This is a genomic window from Geobacter sp., assembly GCA_009684525.1.
GTDB lineage: Bacteria > Desulfobacterota > Desulfuromonadia > Geobacterales > DSM-12255 > Geoanaerobacter.
In genome coordinates this window covers 247612-266636 of record WKKR01000002.1, presented here as the reverse complement: position 1 = coordinate 266636, position 19025 = coordinate 247612, and the positions used below count along the sequence as shown (strand labels likewise).

The window sequence follows — 19025 nt, the reverse complement described above, 5'->3', positions numbered from 1 at the left end:
GAGGAGGTGTTACATGGCACACAACATTTCACGGCGAAAATTCCTGCAGACTGGAGCCATTGCTCTGGGAACCGTTGCCGTAAGCAGATATACCGGCATAGGCAACGCATTGGCCGCACAACAGGGAAAATCTCAGGTCTTTTTCACCAATGACATCAGTGCCGCCGGACTACAGAAGATCTATACCAAAATCAACCAGGGGATAACCGGCACGGTGGCGATCAAGCTGCACACCGGCGAGAAAAACGGCCCGAACATTCTGCCGCGGGATATGGTGAAAGCGCTGCAGCAGCAGATTCCCAACAGCAACCTGGTGGAGACCAATACGCTGTACAAGGGGAATAGGTTTACGACGGCAGAGCATCGCGAAACCATAAAGATTAATGGCTGGGACTTTTGCGCCGTGGATATCATGGACGAGGATGGGGCGGTGATGATCCCGGTTAAGGGGGGAAAGCGCTTCAAGGAAATGTCGGTCGGCAAACACATGCTGAATTACGACTCCATGGTCGTGCTGACCCATTTCAAAGGTCACGCCATGGGTGGCTTCGGCGGCTCGCTGAAGAATATCGCCATCGGCTGCGCGGACGGGCCCATAGGCAAGAAGATGATACACGGCGCCCCGGATAATGTGCATTACGAGCTCTGGCTCAAAGGCGAACAGTTCCAGGAAAACATGGTGGAGTCAGCCAAAGCCGTCATAGACCACTTCGGCACGAGGATCGTCTTTATCAATGTGCTGCGCAACATGTCAGTGGACTGCGACTGCGCCGGCACCAAAGCAGCCCCGGTCAAGGCGCGCAATCTTGGTATCCTGGCTTCCACCGATCTCCTGGCTGTCGAGCAGGCTTCCATCGACATGGTGTATAAGCTGCCCGAAGCGGAACTTCACGATCTTAAAGAACGGATTGAATCCCGGAAGGGACTGCGCCAGTTGTCGTACATGAAAGAAATGAAAATGGGCAACAGTCAGTATCAGCTGATTACCCTCTAACCTGCTCCCATTTTAGTCTCCTCGTCCACCTTTCGTCTCCGGAATTCACATTGCGATTATGGCCAATATACTGGTCATTAAGCTGGTTTGCGTATATTATTTTAGTCAAGGCCCGAATTTTTCTTGAAAACCAACTAAACGACCAGCATAATATCCATTAGGCAGCTTGATGGCTATTATTCTGGTCACTTAATCTTTGGACTGGCTATGATGAAACAAAGAGCATACTCAAAATACGCAAAAGAAGCCGCTTTATTACTTGGTCAACAGATCAAGCTCGGGCGCAAAGAGCGCCACTGGTCTGAGCAGAACCTTGCGGAGAGAGCCGGTATTTCCAGGGCGACACTCCAAAAGATAGAGTCCGGTGAAATGTCGCCGTCCATCGGGCTGGTCTTCGAAGTTGCAGCCTTGGTTGGCATTCCCCTGTTTGATCAGGAGAGCCGGGTTCTTGCGACCAGTATCGAACTGGCGCAAAGCAAAATCGCTCTCCTCCCCAAACGGATCAGAAACAAGACAAGGGCGGTGGATGATGACTTCTAAGCCGAAAGAAGCCTTTGTCTGGATCTGGCTTCCCGGAGAGATGCAACCGGTGGTCGCCGGTAAGCTTGAAGCGGATAACGGCACAATCCATTTCAACTATGGCAAAAGTTATCTTGAGCGGAGAGACGACAAGAATCCGGCCATTCCGATTTATGAGCCGGAATTACCTCTGCGGGCCGGGGTGTTGCCCCTGTTGGGTGACCTGGAGATACCAAATTGCATTCGGGATGCCGCGCCCGATGCCTGGGGGCGACGTGTTATCATAAACAGGCAATTCGGCCTGAAAGGCCGGGATGCTGATACCGGCAGTCTGGATGAACTCACCTATCTGTTGGAATCGGGGTCTGACCGGATTGGTGCGCTTGATTTTCAGCGATCACCAACGGAATTTGTTCCGAGAGCTCCAGTAAATGCCAGCCTGGAAGAGTTGCTGGCATCGGCCGAACGGGTTGAGCAGGGAGTCCCCTTAACCGCCGAGCTCGATCAGGCGCTCTTTCACGGCAGTTCCATTGGGGGTGCCCGCCCCAAGGCTTTGATAGAAGATCGGGGCACCAAGTATATTGCTAAATTTTCGTCCAGCAGTGATCTCTACAGCGTTGTCAAAGCCGAATACGTTGCCATGAGATTGGCTGCTATAGCAAGGCTTGAGGCGGCTACAGTCAAGCTGGTCAAGGCGTCCGGTAAGGATGTCTTGTTGATTGAACGATTCGACCGAATTGCGCTCGGTTCCGAATGGGCACGAAAAGCCATGGTTTCCGCCCTGACACTGTTTGGCTTAAATGAAATGACGGCGCGTTATGCCAGCTATGAAGAGTTTGCGGAAATCATTCGCCATCGCTTTACACAACCGGGAGCAACCCTCAAGGAGCTTTATGGTCGGCTGGTTTTTAACGTCCTGTGCGGCAACACCGATGATCACGCCCGCAATCACGCCGCATTCTGGGATGGGCACGAGCTGACCCTGACGCCGGCCTATGATATCTGCCCGCAGAGGCGAACCGGCAATGAAGCGACCCAGGCCATGCTGATAACCGGCGACACCCGGTTCAGCCAGCTCAAAACCTGCCTGGCTGCCGCGCACCATTTCCTGCTTTCCCAAAAGGCAGCGGCAGCTCTGATTGACCGGATCGAGACAGCCATACGTGAGAATTGGGAGAGGGTCTGCGAAGAGGCGGAACTTAGCCCGGTTGATAAAAACTATCTGTGGGGACGGCAGTTTCTTAATCCGTTTTCTATAGAGCGGTGACACGAAAAAATAGGGGAAGTGTCCCTAGTTTGTCCTGATGGCGGTCTTTACGTTTCTGGAGTCGTACGATTTCTCGGGAAAGACCATCGTGCCTAATTGCACTCATGAGGGGAGTGGCTTTGCCAGCATCGAGCGTGATACCAAAAGACTTTGTCCGACAGCAAAGGTGTTGGCCGGTTTGGCGATCAAAGGGAGTACGGTTGACAGGGCGGATGATGAGGTGGAGAACTGGCTGAAGAAGCACGATTTGATCTAAAAACACAGAGATGATAGTTTCAGGGAAGAAGGAGGCAGGCGGCTTTTATTAAAGCAACCTGCCATTTTTAGTCTCTGAATTCCACCCTGTTCATCTGTGGTTGTAGAACTTCTGCAATTCATTGACTTTTTGGGTGTTTTTTAATACTGTTGCGGCGGGCGCAGCAGTTATTCAGGAGTTCGAAATTATCGGCGTGGCTGTGGGCAAGTTGTTAAAGGAGTAGAGGGGGCGGATATCCGAAAATTCCCTGGTAAGAATCAAGGATTTACGAAATCTGCTGTCGCACGAATATTTTGGAGTAAATATTGAGTATATCTTGAAAACGTTTCGTGACGATTTACCGATGTTGATAGATGCTTTGCAGAAAAATTCTGAGTGGAATTAAGTAAACTGTCCCTGAAATTATGAGTTGAACATTAACAGCTACTTGTAAAATTGAAACAAGGCAAAGAGACAACCAAATGAAATACATAAGTTTATTTTGCGGTTGCGGTGGCTTTGATGTTGGCCTTAATAACGCTGGGTTTGTTCCGACGGCAGCATATGATATTGAACCGATTGCAGTAGAGGTATTTAAGGCAAACATTAATGCTGATGCTTGTATAAGAGATTTAACTTCTGGATTAGAAAAGCACGAAATTGAAAAAGGCGTACAACTTGTTGTTGCGGGCCCTCCTTGCCAAGGATTCTCAACTGTTGGTAAACGAAAGCTAGATGACCCAAGAAACAATTTATTGACAATTTCAGGAGAGATTGCTGTCAAAATTAAACCTAAAGTTTTCGTTGTAGAGAATGTAAGAGGTGTCACAGCGGGGGAACATAAACAATATTGGGAAGCGCTCAGAGAAATGTTGATTAGCTCAGGCTATAAGGTTGCAGATTTGAAATGTGACGGACCTGATATTGGTCTTGCCCAACTGAGAAGCAGAATGATTATGATAGCCTGGACTGGGAAAAAAGAAATAAATTTCAAACTCGCCAAAAAAGAAAGTAAAGCATTATATGATGTCCTTCAAGGATTAGACTCACAAGATAATCATATAAAAAAGTTTCTTGAACCTGACACGATTGCATTTCACATTGCTGAAAAAATTGCCCCTGGACAGAAATTAAGTGATGTGCGAGGAGGGCCTACTTCAATCCATACTTGGGACATTCCAGAGGTATTTGGTGAGATAACGGCTACGGAGAGATTAGTCTTAGAGACTATATTAAAATTGCGTCGGACTATGCGTATTAGGCCGAATGGCGATGCTGACCCAGTTCCAGTTTCAGCAATTGATGATGTATTAGGGGTAGATTCATCGCCAGTTCTTAGTTCACTGCTAAAATCGAAATATATAAAAGTTAGAGATGGGAATTTCGATCTTGCTCATGGATTTAATGGCAAATTCAGGCGTCTTTGTTGGGATAAGCCATCTTACACTGTAGATACTCGTTTCGGTAATCCAAAATATTTTCTTCACCCATCAGAAAATCGTGGATTTACTGTACGCGAAGCGGCAAGAATTCAGGGATTCCCTGATGATTTTCTTTTCTTAGGGACAGAGTCACAACAATTCCGAATGGTTGGAAATGCTGTCCCACCTCCCCTTGGGGAGGCTCTTGGGGAGTTTATCAAACATACCTTTTTCGTTTAGGTGAGATGACAATGAATAATAAACTTGAAGAAAAGGTAATGCGCTGGTCTGTAACATCTAGTGTGGGAGAGCCTGATTTTTCTAACATAAATCTGCAGGTTCAGTTTTTGGAAGAAAAGCTCTTTTGTGACTATGAACCAACAAAAGGGCCACACCCAGAATTTTGGGCTCGATTTGAAAACTGGATAGAAAATTTTGGTGTTGAAAGCGATCAAAAAACAGCATTTCAAATAATTCCAAAACTGTTTTACGTCGGGCAAGAAGAATTCCATACTCTTTACAGAGTTGCAGCAAATGGGTCTGTAGCCAGATGGCTCATAAATATTTTGAACTTGATGTTTGATACGCCAGACGCAGAAAGACAACTTCGTGAGGCTTTTGCCAAGACATGGTTTTGTCCAATTACTGACAGTATGAGAATAAACTCGTTCTACCACTTGAATGGAATTAGAACGGGGCATGATTTGCGTTCTGATTGGTTGAGCCTTTCACAGATTGGTAACGCAGATACAATAAAAAGATATATTCAAGTTAATGGAATTGATTACATTGTACTGTTAGAAGATTTTGTTGGGAGTGGTAGTCAAATATCAGATGCAGTTTCATACGCTGCAAGTCTTGCTAATGATATTGGAGTCCAGGTATTGCTATTGCCAATAATTGTGTGCCCAAAAGGTGTGAGCACCTTTAATTCTCTTGCTACGGCACATAGCAATCTTTCAGTTAATTTTGTTATTGAACTTCAAGGGGAAGATTTCATTTCAGCTACGCCAGTGTATGGGGAAGAGAAGTTTTCAACTGAGGTTCGGGCACTCGCTGTAAGCACTTATGATAAAGTCCGTGGACACAGTGGGCCTTGGATAGGAAAACCTTACACTCCTTTTGGCTACAAAAGTACTGGTGGTTTAGTTGTAATGTTTTCGAACTGCCCAGATAACACCCTTCCATTTATTCACCACAATTCTTCGTCTTGGAATCCACTTTTTCCTAGAAGTTCAAGGATCTGAACATGGATAAGAGAACAAATCCTTTTCACGACCTATACGTTTCTGAGAGCATTGGGTACGATAGTTTTGTCAAACTTTTTAGCCCATTTTTAGTTGAACACGCATTACCGCTTTTTGACAGAGGAAATGTAGTCCTTTTAGGCGTACAAGGTAGCGGTAAAAGCATGCTACTTAATCTACTTAAACCAGACACGAGAATCGCATATGCGCAAGCAAATATTGAGTACCCTGTCCCCAAATCATTCCAGAATTTTATCAGTGCCGGGATCAATTTAACGAGATGCGGAATATTAGATTTTGGACAAAGAGATAGCAAATCCTTATCAGAAAACGGCGATGATACGATTCCAATTTATTTTGGTGATTTTCTCAATTATTGGGTAGTCAACGATATATTTTCATCAATAGAAAAACTTTGCTCAAATGATAAAACAAGAACTGATTTACGAATAGACAACAACCAACATTTATTGGATGAGTTTGCAAACACAATTAAAAAAGAAGATTGTTGGTTTGGTTATCTTGAAGAAGTAAGAAATTATATCGAACTAAAAAAGATAATGGCTCAAAGAATACAATGTTATAGATCTTATTTAAACTTTAATACTAACACTCTTCCGCAAGAAGTCATGACATCAAAAACAAGTATCGGTGTTCCAATATCTCAGACAGTTGCTATGCTAAAGAAGCTAGGAATTGTTACGACTGGAGTTAATTTTTTCATACGAATTGATCAGTACGAAGAATTATCACGACTTGATAGCATTGGACCAAAATTAGGGAATGAATATCAACAAATTATCAATAAAGCACTTGGGCTGAGAGATCCTAATTTATCTTACAGAATTGGATCGAGAAGATTTGCTTGGCGTAAGGAATTAAGAATATATAAATCTGGAGCTGTTGTTGAAGAAGAGCGTAATTATAAAATTGTCGATATAGATGGGATTTTAAGAAGGAAAGAAAATAGGAGAACATGGATATTCCCTGACTTCGCTAAAGATGTGTTCAATCGCAGAATTTTTATGACAGATTTTGTTTTACCACCAGCAAGAACAAATCTACTCCAACATGTTTTTGGTCGTAAAACTGACACTTCAGAATTAGCCAAGCAATATGCGGGGTCTTCTCCGCAACGACTACTCCGAGTAGAAGAAAAATGGCCAAGGCCCTGGATTAAATATCTAACAAAACTTGTAAACTCTGATCCTCTCTCTGCGAAACTTGCTGAAGGGTGGTGTCGTCAGCAAGGCAAAGAAAGTATTATGAATGAGTTCACAGGGGAGCCTCCACTCCCTTGGGAAAAAACTTACTGGAAAAAAGAACGGGTTGACCAAGCATTGATGCAAATAGCCGCACGATGCGGTGAGAGGTTGAAATGGTCCGGTATCGAAGACGTTCAGTCTCTGAGTGGGGGGAATATTCTGGTTTTCGTTAGTATCTGCCAGCATATTTGGGCTGCATGGATTAGAGACATGAGAGGTGTAGAACCAGAGCCAGCATTACCTTCTATTGAACCCGATTTACAAACTGTTGGGATACATGAGGCATCATTGCACTGGCATAATAAGATTAGCTATGAAAATGGAGGCAACGATAGGAAGCGATTTATAGATTACATCGGCACAATTTTCTATCAATCTCTCACCGAAGATAAAGCCATGTCATATCCCGGTAACAATGGTTTTTCTCTAAGAGTTTCAGAGCTTGATGGAGACAAATCGCTTCAACAGTTTTTAAACGATGCCGTTGATTACGGCGATTTGCATGATGGCATGCATACTACAAAAACTAAGGATAGAGAGTTGCGTAGAAAATGGTATTTGAACCCTATCTTGTCTCCCGTTTTTCGTATACCTGTAGCTCACACTAAAGAGCCGATTTATTGCACTGTTAAGGACGTCAGATCCTGGCTCTCTAAATCTCAACTTGGAGAATTAGTTGATAATAAAATAAGTAAGAATAAGATTGAAGAAAGTCCTATGCAGATGCAGTTATTCAAGAGTGGAACAGATCAATAATGTTAGGCGCGCACTTCAGGCCATGGGGTCCGTTTACATGGGTCATGGATCGGCTATCAGCACAGGAGTGGGATTTTATTGGCTGCCATTCTACAGAGAGAAGGTGTGTTGGTGCTCTTAGCGTCCTTGAGCTAAAGAACAAAACTAGAAATAAAAGACTCTTTAGAGTTGTTGACCCACCATCACAGTACTCTGCAAGATCTCAAACCCTTCTAGCTGACACTAGAACTGAATTCGGAAGAAATATTGTTGACACAGATATTTGTGAGCTGCCTCTATTTACGGATATTAGTGCATTAACTGCTCAAGTATCAGATTTTATCGCACACAGTTGTGGAAAAATTATTGTCGATATTTCTTCTTTTCCGAAGAGATTTTTCTTTCCGATAGTCAAGTTGCTCATTAATAATGTTCAGGTAACTGATTTAATAGCGACATATACATTTCCTGCAACCCATTCTGGCTTCTTCCTAGCCGAGAACCCTGAGTCTTGGCTGAACATTCCAATGTTTGGACCAAATAATTACCCAGATATAGAAGCTGATTATGCAGTTGTTGGGGTTGGTTATCATACTTATGGGTTGCCTGAATTATTGAAGAATGAATATAGTAAGTCTAGAGTTAAGCTTTTATTTCCTTTCCCTCCGGGGCCACCTAGCTATCAGCGCAGTTGGGACTTCATACGTGAAATAGAAAAATATTATCCATTGAAAAATAAGAATCAAATAGTAAGAGTCGATGCACATGATGTTTCTGATACTTATTCTTACATTTGCTCAATAACAAATAATGGCGAGGCCAGTTCAGTAATGGCACCATATGGCCCTAAGCCTATGTCATTGGCAATGTGCATTTATGCAACTTTAACCAACTCACCGGTTTATTACACACAACCCAGAATTTATAACCCTGACTATTGCGTCGGAATAAGGATAGCGAATGGGATACCAGATATTTCCTCATATTGCATAAAAATTCACGGAAAGATGTTGTATTCGCTATGAATTTTAGGCGCAGAATTCCGGGAACACCATTTGCAATTCAAAAGTCAGCCAATCGGCCGCTTTATTGTTCTGTAAAAGAGCCTACAGGCTCTTCCCGATCAGACGGACAAAATCTTCATAGGCCGCGAAACCGGTCAGGCGCCTGCCTCCGCACAGGTGAGTCGGCACGGCGGTAATGCCCAGTTCCATGGCCCGCTGCCAGTCGGCATCCTATCTCCCCACTGAATACCAGGTCGCCTTACCGGTCCCATGTTGTTCCAGATACCCCTGCTGAACCAGTTGGCGCAGGTGCAGCTTGACCGTATTACGATTGGCAGTCAGGAGGGTTACCGCATCGGCAATGGTGATCCTGCCACGCTCCCTGGCGATGGCCAGCATCTTTTCCTCCAGCGGTGACAGCTTCTCCAGCAACTGTTCGCATTCGATCTTGCCGAGCAGGACGTCTTTCTGTTTTTTCAGGCTGGACAGGAAGAAGCGCTGCCATTCATCCAGATTTTCACCGTCGGTCCGGATCAGCTTCTGTGATGCACGCAGCGCCCGATAATACCCGTCCTTGTTTTCCTCCACTATCCGTTCCAGTGAACTGTACGGCACATGACGATAGCCGCTCTGCAGGAGCAACAGGGTGGTCAGGACGCGGGAAAGACGGCCATTGCCGTCCTGAAACGGATGTATGGCCAGAAAATGTATGACAAACGCGCCGATTACCAGCAGCGGATGCAGTTCTCTTTCCCGCAGGGCGGCCACCGTCCCGCTGACCAGTTCCGCCATCAGTCGCGGTGTGTCGAATGGGGACGCCGTCTCGAAAATAACGCCGATGCTCCTGCCATCGGCATCGAACGCCTCTATATTGTTGGCAAGCGTCTTATACTCTCCCCGGTGAGCGGCATCTTTGGTGCTGTACTTCAGGGTAATGCCGTGGAGCTGTTTGATATGATTCTCGGTAAAGGGGATATGCTCCCATGAATCATGGATCGTATTCATCGCTTCGGCATAACCGGCAACCTCTTCTTCATCACGGGTGCGGAATGAGCGCATTTCCAGATTCGCCAGCAGCGCTTCAACCTGGAGGTCGGACAGCCTGGCCCCCTCAATCCTGGTGGATGAGCCCACGGATTCAATGGTCGCCACTCGCTTGAGCGACGTGAGCCTGTCCGGGGCCAGACGGCCGAGCATGTCCCAGCGCCCCTTGAATTCATCAAGCTCGGCGATTAGGTTCAGTATCTGGGTCGTGATACTGATTGATGAGGCTCTGATCATATTGGTGCGCTCCTACCCGAAACACTACCCTAAAATACCCGTAAATGCAAGCAGGGTTGCCCATAAAGACACCCGAAAATACCCTAAAACCATAAGAGAAAACTAGGGCCACTTCCCGTATTTCAATCAAATAGGCGGCCAATCGGCCGCCTTTGTTGTTCTGCACAAGAGCTTACCGACTCTCCCCGATCAGGCGAACAAAATCCTCATAGGCCGCGAAACCGGTCAGGCGCCTGCCTCCGCACAGGTGCGTCGGCACGGCGGTAATGCCCAGATCCCTAGCCCGCTGCCAGTCGGCATCCACTGCCGCGGCATAGCTTCTCCCCTCCAGCACCGTCCGGGCCTCATCCGCCGACAGTCCAATGGCAGCGGCGGTCCGCACCAACTCGTCAACCAGCGCTATGTTGACCCCAGCCACGAAAAAGGCCCGGTAGACGGCCTTGTGGAACTCATTTCCGCGGCCCTGCGCCTCCGCCCATTTCCCCAACTCCTGGGCAAGCCTGCTGTTGTAGGTGCGGCTTCGTTCCGTCAACGGCAAACCCTCTGCCGCGGCAACCTGCAGCAGCCGGGCCTGCATGTCGCGGATCATTGCCTCCCGTCCGGCAAAGAGCTCGGCAAGCTCCCTTCCTTCCAGCGGGGTTTCGGGGTGGAGCGGGAAGGCGCTCCAGCGCGGTTGCACTCCGTATTCCCGTTGCAGGCGTTCGGTACGCACGGTACCGAGGTAGCACCAGGGTCAGATGTAATCGAAAAAGACCTCTACCATGGGTGCGCTGCTGTTCATGGCGTGCTCCTCCCGTCAGTTTGTTACTCTTTCAACCTGCCCTCATTTTCCCGCTTGCCTACAGCCACGACAATAACGACGATGCGCTGGTCGGTAACCTGGTAGACAAGCCGGTAACCGGCATTTTTCAGTTTGATCTTGTAGCAGTCGGCCATGCCAGAAAGCCGGGCCGAAGCGACGCGTGGCCGTTCCAGCCGTTCGGCCAGCTTCTTCTTGAACTGCGCGCGGATTGCGCCGTTCAGCTTCCGCCACTCCTTGAGGGCCGATTCTTTGAACTCAATGCTATAGCTCATCGAGGGAAACCTTGACCGTCGGCTCCTGCTCTCTTTCCTTAACCAGTTGCGCCAGATTGTAATCCTCAAATTTCTCCATCAGCGCTTCAAAAGCGTCGGCCGGAATAAGGTAGGCGCTGGGCTTGTTGTGATTGAGGATAGCGACCGGTGCCCCCTCAGCCTCATTGATGATACGGGAGGGGTTTTTCTTCAGATCGCTGATGCTGACGGAAGCACGGGCATAGATTCTATCCATAAATAACCTCTTTCATGATTTCAATTATGGTACAAATATAGGTCATATTCGTCGATGCGGCAAGAATTCATTTATTCATTTCCTCCTGGAGAATTTCGCATCAAATCAATTGCTCATAGCGGCAATGACGGCCTTGTACGTACAGACCATGGTCTGCATCTTTACGTAAAGCCCAGCAATGCGACAGGCTTATGAAATGGGTAAGATGACATAGTAGCAGAGCCACAACTACGGTTCAAATCGTCCTTTCCTTTTTCGCACATTGGTCTGCACCTCGGCGGGAAGGCAGAAAAATGTTGACAAATCCTCATAAAAATTTAGAATGCACAAAAATTGATTGAGAGATAGACGATAATACTTAACCATTCGCAAGAATGGGGCGGAAAGCCTAAGGGTCTTACTGAGACAGCCGGGTTGCCGAAATATCCAACGATATTTGGCCCCGGCTTTTTTGTTGCCGCAACAAAAAGGAGGTCGTACCCGCAGGAAATGAGCAATTGACAGGTGCCGTTTGTGCCGGTTCGCGTCGGAGGCGGAAATCGACATAACGGTTGGTGGTAGACGATAATACTCAACCATCCGCGAGGGTGGGGCGGAAAGCCTACAGGGTCTCACTGAGACAGCCGGGTTGCCGAAATGTCATCTCATCTTCGGCCCCGGCTTTTTATTTATATATAAATCTTCATTGATTGAGAAAGGTGCCCTATTAATCTCATGTACCGAATCGTTGATCTGCCACTCTTATCCGGTTGGCTTCGCCTGATAGCTCTCTGCATATGTATTGTCTCTCTCCCCGGATGTGCTGCCATGAAAGGCGTGCAGGGGAAATCATGGTTTTCCCCACGCCACCTTGATACGGAGATCGAACGGAATGAGTTTCGGGTTGCAAAAGGAGAAGACGTCATTGGCCGGTTGGCAGCCACCAGGCTTGAAGAGGGGGATACGCTACCGGATATTGCACGACACTTCGGCCTGGGGATCAATGCAATCCATGCCGCCAACCCAAGGGTTGATGTTTGGGTGCCCGAAGCGGGAGAGCGCGTCGTGTTGCCTCTGAGTTTCATCCTGCCGGATACCCCGAGAAAAGGCATTGTGATCAACCTGGCTACAATGAGGCTCTTTCAATATAAAGAAGATGGCCAGTCTTTGGTTGTGTCGACCTATCCGGTCGGGGTCGGAACCAAAGAGCGACCCACCCCCATGGGCCAAATGCGTGTAGCGCGCAAGACAGCCCGGCCGACCTGGCATGTGCCTGCGTCAATTGCTGCGGATCATCGAAAAAAAGGGGATATTCTCCCCGCAGAAGTCCCTCCAGGGCCTGAGAATCCCTTGGGGGAATACGCGCTCTATTTGAGTAAATCGGGTTATTTGATCCATGGCACCAATAAACCGGCCAGCATCGGCCTTAATGCATCCAATGGCTGCCTGAGACTCTATCCGGAAAACGTGAAAATGCTCTTCAATGACACACCTGTTAATACACCTGTACTCATTGTCAACCAGCCATATCTCATAGGGCAACGTAATGGAGTGCTTTACATGGAAGCTCATGCGCCTCTGGATGATTCGGGCGCCATTGAGCTGGAAAAGACATATGCAAGGCTGAAAAATTTTGAAAAGAAATCAGCGCACACGCTGGACTGGAAAAAGGTTAAGGAAGTACAGACCGAAGCCCGAGGGATTCCCGTTCCCATTTTGGAGATGCGTCAAGGGGGTGAAAATGAGGCGGCAGAGATCATAGAAGTCGAGCACCCGGACAGATTGTACGGCAAACCGGAACTACCTGAACTGAAGCTGGAGGCATGGTATATCCTGGCTGCCGATGTTCGTGACGAGATTGATGCTTTGAGGATTGCCGCCATTATCAACCACCAGGGCCCGCAAATCCCGGCCAGGGTATTGTCAAAGGACAACAGCTACCGTGTTATTGCCGGCCCTTTCAGTGACATCAGCGAGGCCAAGGATGCAGTCAAACGCTTGAAATTCGATTTGGACATAGACGGTATATTGATTGAACCTGTCAAGGAGGGATAGTCGACGCCGCTTATTCTTATATCCCGGTGAGATAGTGCGAATGTTGCGCGGTCCCTCTTTCCTAATAAGGAACACCAACCAGAAAGGAGGTGAAGAAAGATGAAAAAAAATCTATTGCTGATTTCTATGATGCTCGTTCTCCCTATGACGCTGATCGGTTGTGCAACATCCGGTGACCTGGAGAAAGTGCAGGCACAGCAAAATCTGATTAACGCGAAAGCTGAGCAGGCATTACAGGATGCACAAGCCGCCAAGGCAGCAGCCGATGCAGCCACGTTAAAGGCCGATACTGCTGTAGCGCAGGCAGAAGAACGGGAGCGGATCGCTGACGAAAAGGCGAAAAAGGCTGACGCCGCTTTCCAGAAATCGATGAAGAAGTAAGTCAATTTCAAGGGAGCTGTCAGCTTTACCTTTAGTGCTCCGGATAATGAAGTGGCAGGGTCTCAAAACCCTGCCATTTCATTATCCACCACTCAAGTCTGCCCGGACCGTTGAAACGTTTGACTTGTTTCATCGGGATATTGGGGTAGTGTAAAGATATTCCTGATGATCTGCCAAGGAGTGAAGGGATGAATGAACTGAGAAACTTTCGGATTGCACTGTCTAGCAGATTTAGACCGTCTTTTACATATATGGGGAAAAAACTGGGTAGGCGCCTATGCTTATTCTTTATCTGTATCGTAATGACACCAATTCTCATATCCGGTTGCAGTCACTTCAATGAAGGATTTCAAGCCAAGTCCACCTTTGAAGAAGCAAACGATTTATTTAACCAGGGAAACTATAAGGCTTCGCTGAACGTGTATGAGCAGATCATGGGGGAATACCCCTCGACGGCAGACAGGGTCCTGTTCGAGATGGGTATCATCCATGCGTATCCGAAGAACGAACAAAAAGATTTTCAGAAATCACTGGAGTGCTTCCATAAACTCATACAGGATTATCCGGGGAGTGCGTACAGGCAGGACAGTGAGATGATGATATTTTATATCAATAATGTCACTCTCAAGGATCAGACGATTGCTACACAGCAGGCACGTATCGAAACTCTCCTGCACGAGCTTGAAGGCAAGGAGAATGACATTGCTGCCCTGCAAAAACAGATCGTGGCGCTCGAACAGAAGATTTTTGCCTATGCAACCCAGAAGGGGCGGATAGACAAGATTCTGGTGGAAAAACAAGCTCGGCGGTTGATGTTGATCTCAAAGGGTGAGGTGATCAAGACCTACAAGATAGCCTTGGGGGGAAACCCGGTCGGGCCCAAAGAACGACAGGGCGACAACAAAACCCCGGAGGGGACCTACGTCATCGACGCGCGTAACAAGGGTAGCCAGTATCATCTCTCGTTGCATATCTCCTATCCAAACGAGAAAGACAAAAAGCGAGCAAAAGAACTCGGTGTTTCTCCGGGCGGAAACATCATGATCCATGGGATCAAGAATGGTTTCTCGTGGGTTGGCGATTCGCACACGGAGGTTGACTGGACGAAGGGATGCATTGCAGTAACTGACGAAGAAATTGAGGAAATCAGCAGGTTGGCGCCAAACGGAACGATCGTCGAGATACGCCCGTAGGCAACACCGATACCACTTTATCAGACTGCGCCCCAAGCGGTAATACGACAACGGCCCGGACAGTCCACCTGATGTAGCGAATGCGGCACCCTCGGCAGCCCCCCCAAAACGATCGACAAACAATTAATTCGACAGATATGAAAATAGATTGACTTCCGCCGGAATCAGGGGCTATATTTTGATTCGATATTTATCGAAACAGGAGTTGCCCTATGAAAGCGGATCAAAGCCTTGCCATCATGAAGGCCCTTGCCGACGAGTCGCGGCTGGCCATCGTTAAATCACTTTTGGAGCAGTCCCAATATGTTGAGGAAATTGCCAAGCGCCATGCCCTGGCACCGTCGACGGTCTCGTTCCACCTGAAAAAGCTTGAACAGGCGGGGCTGATCAGCAGCAAGAAAGAGCAGTACTATGTCGTCATCCGGACAAATGAACCGCTCTTCGACACCACTCTGCGAGAGATCGTCTCGGCAACACCTGCCAGGAAGGAACTACAGGATGAACGGATGGATGCATATCGGCGCAAAGTGTTGGAGACGTTTTTTCGCCACGACAGGCTTGAGAAACTCCCCGCCCAGCACAAGAAACGACTCATTGTCCTGGAGCAATTCACCCGGCAATTCGAGGCTGACCGCCGGTACACCGAAGCAGAGGTTACCGGGCTCATCCAGCCGCTCTTCGACGATTACTGCACCATTCGTCGCCTACTGGTTGATGAGGGCCTGATCCAGCGGGAAGAATCGACCTACTGGCGGGAAGGTGTTCATGTCGACCAGCCGATTGCCACCCTTTCACATTCGATCAAGCCGCAGCCGAGGAAGAAAGACAGCGAGCGGGCTGAGAAAAAGCGTCTCTACAAACTGCAGAACGACCCGGATATGGGCGTATATCAGATTCGGAACAAGGTTAACGGCAAGATATATATCGATACCAGCAAGAACCTTGACGGGACGCGCACCAGCAGAATGTTCCAGCTCAGGATGGGAAAAATCGTTTTTAACCCGGAATTGCAGAAAGACCTCAACGAATTCGGTGCGGACAGCTTCGAGTTTTCGGTGCTGGACGTGCTTCAGAAACCGGAACCGGGCGCTGACATCAACCGACTACTCACCATGCTGAAGCTGCAGTGGCAGGAGAAACTGCATCCGTTTGGAGAACATGGCTACAACAGCCTCAAAGGGTTTCAGAGAGAACAGCAGCATCCGGGCGGCAGGTAAATTGAGCGCCACAACACCATGCGGAGAGCGAGTAGCCATGGATCTCGACAGCTACCTTGCAGAAAGCGAATTCATCGACTGGCAGCATCCGGCGGTTCTGGCAAAGGCACGGGAATTGGCCGTCAAAGCGGACGGCCCGACAGAAATCGCCCACCAATGTTTTCTCTTCGTGCGGGATAAGATCCGGCACAGCGTGGACTACCAGCTGAACCCGGTCACCTGCCGGGCCTCAGACGTACTGGCTCATGGCACCGGCTACTGCTACGCCAAAAGCCACCTGCTGGCAGCACTGCTCAGAGCCAATGGCATCCCGGCCGGGCTTTGCTACCAGCGGCTGACACTGGGAGTCTCCGGTCCCCCCTACTGTCTGCACGGTCTGAATGCAGTCTGGCTGCCAGAGTATGGCTGGTACCGGATCGACGCCCGGGGAAACAAGCCGGGGGTTGACGCCCAGTTCTCACCACCAGTGGAGCGGCTCGCCTTCAGGCTTCAGGACAGCAACGAGGCCGATCTGCCTGGGATTCTTATCGAACCGCTGCCGGAAGTGATCCAAGTGCTGACCTCCTGCACCACGGTGGAGGAGGTATACAAGAACTTACCGGATTCTGCGGCATAACCGGAAGGAGACGATCTCGTGCCCCGGCACACAGGGATAGACCGTTGGCATGGCGCTGTTCCGGCGAATTGAGCCGACCGAGCCGGTCATCGGCATGTACGAACAGAGCATCTGCCTGGTCGCACAAGGGACAAAGCGTGTTTTGCTCGGATACGATACCTTCTGTACAAACCGCCTATCTGTGCCACCACCATTACGCGACCTTGCAACAATTAACTGTTTATGGGTGAGAGGAAGCGACAATAGATGAGGAATCGGATATCATTGTCTGAGGCGCACAAACTTAGGGCTGTAGATATGTACCCCTTGTTCTGTCGTTCGAGGTTTCCAGGTCAAAACAAATAGAACTTTGCTCACTTTTAAGAAAACAAGCGTTCTTTGTAACCATGGAAACGCAATGACAGGACCTCGGAACAAAAACCCCTATTCCAAACGAATAGTAGCGAGTTCCGGCAGCGTATCATGATCCAGGCAGTTAGGAACGGCAATGACTGAACATGCGGAAAAAAAGGAATATGGTCCGTTCGTTCTGGCCCTTCTCTCGTGTATCACCGGTATCATTGCCGGGTGCGGGGCGTATCTGTTTCGCGCCTTGATTGCCTTGTTTCACAATCTCTTTTTTAACGGCATGTTGTCGTTTGCATATGATGCCAATGTCCATACGGCCCCAAGCCCCTGGGGAGTGTTTATCGTCCTCGTTCCGGTCGTCGGAGCAGTGTGCGTCGTCTACCTAGTAAAAAACTACGCACCTGAGGCGAAAGGGCATGGAGTCCCGGAAGTGATGGATGCCATCTACTACAACAATGGGGTCATTCGCCCCACGGTAGCTGTCGTGAAATCCCTCGCCTCGGCCCTTTCCATCGGCAGTGGCGGTTCTGTGGGACGAGAAGGACCGATAGCCCAGATCGGGTCGGCATTTGGATCCACACTTGGGCAGTTAATGCGGATGAGTCCATGGCAATGTAATGTCTTGATAGCTTCCGGAGCTGGCGGCGGTATTGCCGCAACGTTCAATACCCCTCTGGGCGGATTACTCTTTGCAACTGAAATCCTACTCTATGAAGTAAGCGTAAGAACCCTTGTCCCTGTAATCATTGCCACCGCCACGGCCACCTATATCGGACAGCTCTTTTTCGGCACCTATCCCGCATTCAGGATTCCCTCCCTCGAATCCCCCTTCTTCCACCTCGATAAACCCGTGGTACTTTTCGCATATGTCGGACTGGGGATCGCCCTCGGCATTGTTTCCACCGTCTATATCAAGGCTGTTTATGGCTTTGAGGATCTCTTTGAAAACCACTTCCCCGGCAATGATTATTTGCGTCACATTTCAGGTATGTTCATGGTCGGGATCATGTTCATGATGCTTCAGCGATACTCGGGGCACTATTATATTGAAGGTGTGGGTTACGCAGCGATCCAGGACATTCTCTCCATGACCCTTCATGGAGCGGGCTTTCTTCTGCTTCTGTTGGTAATGAAGCTGGTGGCTACAGCGCTGACGATTGGGTCAGGGGGGTCCGGAGGCATATTCTCCCCTTCTCTCTTTATCGGCGCGTCTTTTGGTGGGGCCTACGGAATAGTTCTCAATCACTTTTTCCCAGGGCTCGGCATCAGCCCTCCCGCATTCGCCTTGGCAGGAATGGCCGGACTCGTGGGAGGAGCGACTGGGGCCGCTCTGACCGCAATCGTCATGATCCAGGAAATGACCCTGGACTACAGCGTGGTAATCCCCGTAACGATCACCGTTGCCATCTGTTTCGGCGTCCGGAAACTCCTGTGCCGAGAGAGCATTTACACCATGAAGCTTGCACGCCGCGGTCATTTCATGCCGGAGGCACTTCATTCCACAATTCAAAACCTCAGAAGAGCAGAAGAAATTATGGATAGGCGGTTCACCAGAGTACCGTCAACTCTCACAATCGGCGAACTGGCAGAGATTGTTAAGAACGAACCGGAGACCCGGTGGTTTCTCATCTCAAAAATGAAACAAGTGACTGGCCTTTTATCACGAGAAGCGGCCCTGGAATCGGCAGCCGTGCAGATCGGCGTGGAACCGGTGGAAACCGTGCCGTCTCTCAGCTTCATCATCGTGGGAAAAGACGTCCAATTTTACAGCATTATCGTTCGAATGCGTTTGGCAAGCGCTTCTGCAGCCTTGGTGGTAGAAGATGAAACGGGTTCAACCGACAGCGTCGTCGGCATTATCGGTGAGGGACAGATTGTCAAAACAGTTTCACAAGGCGCCGAATCATTCCCGATTTTCACCGGAACCAACTGACCGACCGTGAAGAAGATTACCCTTAG

General features: G+C 48.7%; 20 protein-coding genes and 2 riboswitches. Of the genes, 16 read left to right on the top strand and 4 right to left on the bottom strand.

Annotation, left to right across the window (positions count from 1 at the left end):
- The first annotated feature begins 13 nt into the window (after positions 1-13).
- The 9 genes from GJT30_07505 to GJT30_07465 all read left to right on the top strand — a co-directional run bounded on the left by GJT30_07505 (position 14) and on the right by GJT30_07465 (position 8708).
- The gene (locus GJT30_07505) at positions 14-994 is read left to right on the top strand and encodes a DUF362 domain-containing protein (GenBank protein MSM39450.1); all 981 of its coding nucleotides are present in this window, start codon (positions 14-16) and stop codon (positions 992-994) included.
- A 207-nt stretch (positions 995-1201) separates the two neighbouring features.
- Positions 1202-1534, top strand: coding sequence for a helix-turn-helix domain-containing protein (locus GJT30_07500; GenBank protein MSM39449.1), 333 nt, complete (start codon positions 1202-1204; stop codon positions 1532-1534).
- Positions 1524-2780, top strand: coding sequence for a type II toxin-antitoxin system HipA family toxin (locus GJT30_07495; GenBank protein ID MSM39448.1), 1257 nt, complete (start codon positions 1524-1526; stop codon positions 2778-2780). The genes GJT30_07500 and GJT30_07495 overlap by 11 nt, the downstream gene beginning before the upstream one ends.
- A 37-nt stretch (positions 2781-2817) precedes the next feature.
- Positions 2818-3036 (top strand): hypothetical protein, encoded by a 219-nt coding sequence (locus GJT30_07490; protein ID MSM39447.1) that lies wholly within the window; start codon positions 2818-2820, stop codon positions 3034-3036.
- Positions 3037-3268: 232 nt separating this feature from the next.
- The gene (locus GJT30_07485; GenBank protein ID MSM39446.1) at positions 3269-3421 is read left to right on the top strand and encodes a DUF86 domain-containing protein; all 153 of its coding nucleotides are present in this window, start codon (positions 3269-3271) and stop codon (positions 3419-3421) included.
- A 76-nt stretch (positions 3422-3497) separates the two neighbouring features.
- Positions 3498-4676, top strand: a complete 1179-nt coding sequence (dcm, locus tag GJT30_07480; GenBank protein MSM39445.1) for a DNA (cytosine-5-)-methyltransferase — start codon at positions 3498-3500, stop codon at positions 4674-4676.
- Positions 4677-4687: 11 nt separating this feature from the next.
- Positions 4688-5683 (top strand): hypothetical protein, encoded by a 996-nt coding sequence (locus GJT30_07475; protein ID MSM39444.1) that lies wholly within the window; start codon positions 4688-4690, stop codon positions 5681-5683.
- A 2-nt stretch (positions 5684-5685) separates the two neighbouring features.
- Positions 5686-7704 carry a hypothetical protein gene (locus tag GJT30_07470; protein ID MSM39443.1) on the top strand — a complete coding sequence of 673 codons (2019 nt, stop codon included), beginning with the start codon at positions 5686-5688 and terminating at the stop codon, positions 7702-7704.
- A gap of 44 nt (positions 7705-7748) precedes the next feature.
- Entirely contained in the window at positions 7749-8708 is a 960-nt protein-coding gene (locus GJT30_07465; protein ID MSM39442.1) for a hypothetical protein, read from the top strand.
- A gap of 210 nt (positions 8709-8918) precedes the next feature.
- On the opposite strand, the gene GJT30_07460 is transcribed toward GJT30_07465, so the two are convergent.
- From GJT30_07460 to GJT30_07445, 4 genes are all read right to left on the bottom strand, one after another.
- Complete coding sequence (locus GJT30_07460) at positions 8919-9968, bottom strand: Fic family protein (GenBank protein ID MSM39441.1); 1050 nt, start codon at positions 9966-9968, stop codon at positions 8919-8921.
- 172 nt (positions 9969-10140) lie between these two features.
- Positions 10141-10680 carry a hypothetical protein gene (locus GJT30_07455; GenBank protein ID MSM39440.1) on the bottom strand — a complete coding sequence of 180 codons (540 nt, stop codon included), beginning with the start codon at positions 10678-10680 and terminating at the stop codon, positions 10141-10143.
- A 92-nt stretch (positions 10681-10772) separates the two neighbouring features.
- Positions 10773-11042 (bottom strand): type II toxin-antitoxin system mRNA interferase toxin, RelE/StbE family, encoded by a 270-nt coding sequence (locus GJT30_07450; protein MSM39439.1) that lies wholly within the window; start codon positions 11040-11042, stop codon positions 10773-10775.
- Positions 11032-11277, bottom strand: coding sequence for a type II toxin-antitoxin system prevent-host-death family antitoxin (locus tag GJT30_07445; GenBank protein ID MSM39438.1), 246 nt, complete (start codon positions 11275-11277; stop codon positions 11032-11034). Before GJT30_07445 ends, GJT30_07450 begins: the two co-directional genes overlap by 11 nt.
- A 346-nt stretch (positions 11278-11623) precedes the next feature.
- Positions 11624-11699, top strand: a riboswitch (cyclic di-GMP riboswitch).
- Between the two features lie 137 nt (positions 11700-11836).
- A riboswitch (cyclic di-GMP riboswitch) is annotated at positions 11837-11913 on the top strand.
- A 78-nt stretch (positions 11914-11991) separates the two neighbouring features.
- Here GJT30_07445 and GJT30_07440 point away from each other — a divergent pair.
- The 7 genes from GJT30_07440 to GJT30_07410 all read left to right on the top strand — a co-directional run bounded on the left by GJT30_07440 (position 11992) and on the right by GJT30_07410 (position 18999).
- Entirely contained in the window at positions 11992-13311 is a 1320-nt protein-coding gene (locus GJT30_07440; GenBank protein MSM39437.1) for a L,D-transpeptidase family protein, read from the top strand.
- A 99-nt stretch (positions 13312-13410) separates the two neighbouring features.
- The gene (locus GJT30_07435) at positions 13411-13692 is read left to right on the top strand and encodes a hypothetical protein (protein MSM39436.1); all 282 of its coding nucleotides are present in this window, start codon (positions 13411-13413) and stop codon (positions 13690-13692) included.
- Positions 13693-13880: 188 nt separating this feature from the next.
- Complete coding sequence (locus tag GJT30_07430; GenBank protein ID MSM39435.1) at positions 13881-14885, top strand: L,D-transpeptidase family protein; 1005 nt, start codon at positions 13881-13883, stop codon at positions 14883-14885.
- Between the two features lie 212 nt (positions 14886-15097).
- Positions 15098-16102, top strand: coding sequence for a metalloregulator ArsR/SmtB family transcription factor (locus tag GJT30_07425; protein ID MSM39434.1), 1005 nt, complete (start codon positions 15098-15100; stop codon positions 16100-16102).
- Positions 16103-16139: 37 nt separating this feature from the next.
- Positions 16140-16718, top strand: coding sequence for a Cro/Cl family transcriptional regulator (locus tag GJT30_07420; protein ID MSM39433.1), 579 nt, complete (start codon positions 16140-16142; stop codon positions 16716-16718).
- 49 nt (positions 16719-16767) lie between these two features.
- The gene (locus tag GJT30_07415; GenBank protein ID MSM39432.1) at positions 16768-16968 is read left to right on the top strand and encodes a hypothetical protein; all 201 of its coding nucleotides are present in this window, start codon (positions 16768-16770) and stop codon (positions 16966-16968) included.
- 237 nt (positions 16969-17205) lie between these two features.
- Positions 17206-18999 (top strand): chloride channel protein, encoded by a 1794-nt coding sequence (locus GJT30_07410; protein MSM39431.1) that lies wholly within the window; start codon positions 17206-17208, stop codon positions 18997-18999.
- Positions 19000-19025: the final 26 nt, after the last annotated feature.

Bases quoted from the DNA above. Each gene is read 5' to 3' on its own strand.
- GJT30_07505 (MSM39450.1), top strand. From the start codon at position 14: ATGGCACACAACATTTCACGGCGAAAATTCCTGCAGACTGGAGCCATT.
- GJT30_07500 (MSM39449.1), top strand. From the start codon at position 1,202: ATGATGAAACAAAGAGCATACTCAAAATACGCAAAAGAAGCCGCTTTA.
- GJT30_07495 (MSM39448.1), top strand. From the start codon at position 1,524: ATGACTTCTAAGCCGAAAGAAGCCTTTGTCTGGATCTGGCTTCCCGGA.
- GJT30_07490 (MSM39447.1), top strand. From the start codon at position 2,818: ATGGCGGTCTTTACGTTTCTGGAGTCGTACGATTTCTCGGGAAAGACC.
- dcm (MSM39445.1), top strand. From the start codon at position 3,498: ATGAAATACATAAGTTTATTTTGCGGTTGCGGTGGCTTTGATGTTGGC.
- GJT30_07475 (MSM39444.1), top strand. From the start codon at position 4,688: ATGAATAATAAACTTGAAGAAAAGGTAATGCGCTGGTCTGTAACATCT.
- GJT30_07470 (MSM39443.1), top strand. From the start codon at position 5,686: ATGGATAAGAGAACAAATCCTTTTCACGACCTATACGTTTCTGAGAGC.
- GJT30_07465 (MSM39442.1), top strand. From the start codon at position 7,749: ATGGATCGGCTATCAGCACAGGAGTGGGATTTTATTGGCTGCCATTCT.
- GJT30_07460 (MSM39441.1), bottom strand. From the start codon at position 9,968: ATGATCAGAGCCTCATCAATCAGTATCACGACCCAGATACTGAACCTA.
- GJT30_07450 (MSM39439.1), bottom strand. From the start codon at position 11,042: ATGAGCTATAGCATTGAGTTCAAAGAATCGGCCCTCAAGGAGTGGCGG.
- GJT30_07445 (MSM39438.1), bottom strand. From the start codon at position 11,277: ATGGATAGAATCTATGCCCGTGCTTCCGTCAGCATCAGCGATCTGAAG.
- GJT30_07440 (MSM39437.1), top strand. From the start codon at position 11,992: ATGTACCGAATCGTTGATCTGCCACTCTTATCCGGTTGGCTTCGCCTG.
- GJT30_07435 (MSM39436.1), top strand. From the start codon at position 13,411: ATGAAAAAAAATCTATTGCTGATTTCTATGATGCTCGTTCTCCCTATG.
- GJT30_07430 (MSM39435.1), top strand. From the start codon at position 13,881: ATGAATGAACTGAGAAACTTTCGGATTGCACTGTCTAGCAGATTTAGA.
- GJT30_07425 (MSM39434.1), top strand. From the start codon at position 15,098: ATGAAAGCGGATCAAAGCCTTGCCATCATGAAGGCCCTTGCCGACGAG.
- GJT30_07420 (MSM39433.1), top strand. From the start codon at position 16,140: ATGGATCTCGACAGCTACCTTGCAGAAAGCGAATTCATCGACTGGCAG.
- GJT30_07415 (MSM39432.1), top strand. From the start codon at position 16,768: ATGGCGCTGTTCCGGCGAATTGAGCCGACCGAGCCGGTCATCGGCATG.
- GJT30_07410 (MSM39431.1), top strand. From the start codon at position 17,206: ATGACTGAACATGCGGAAAAAAAGGAATATGGTCCGTTCGTTCTGGCC.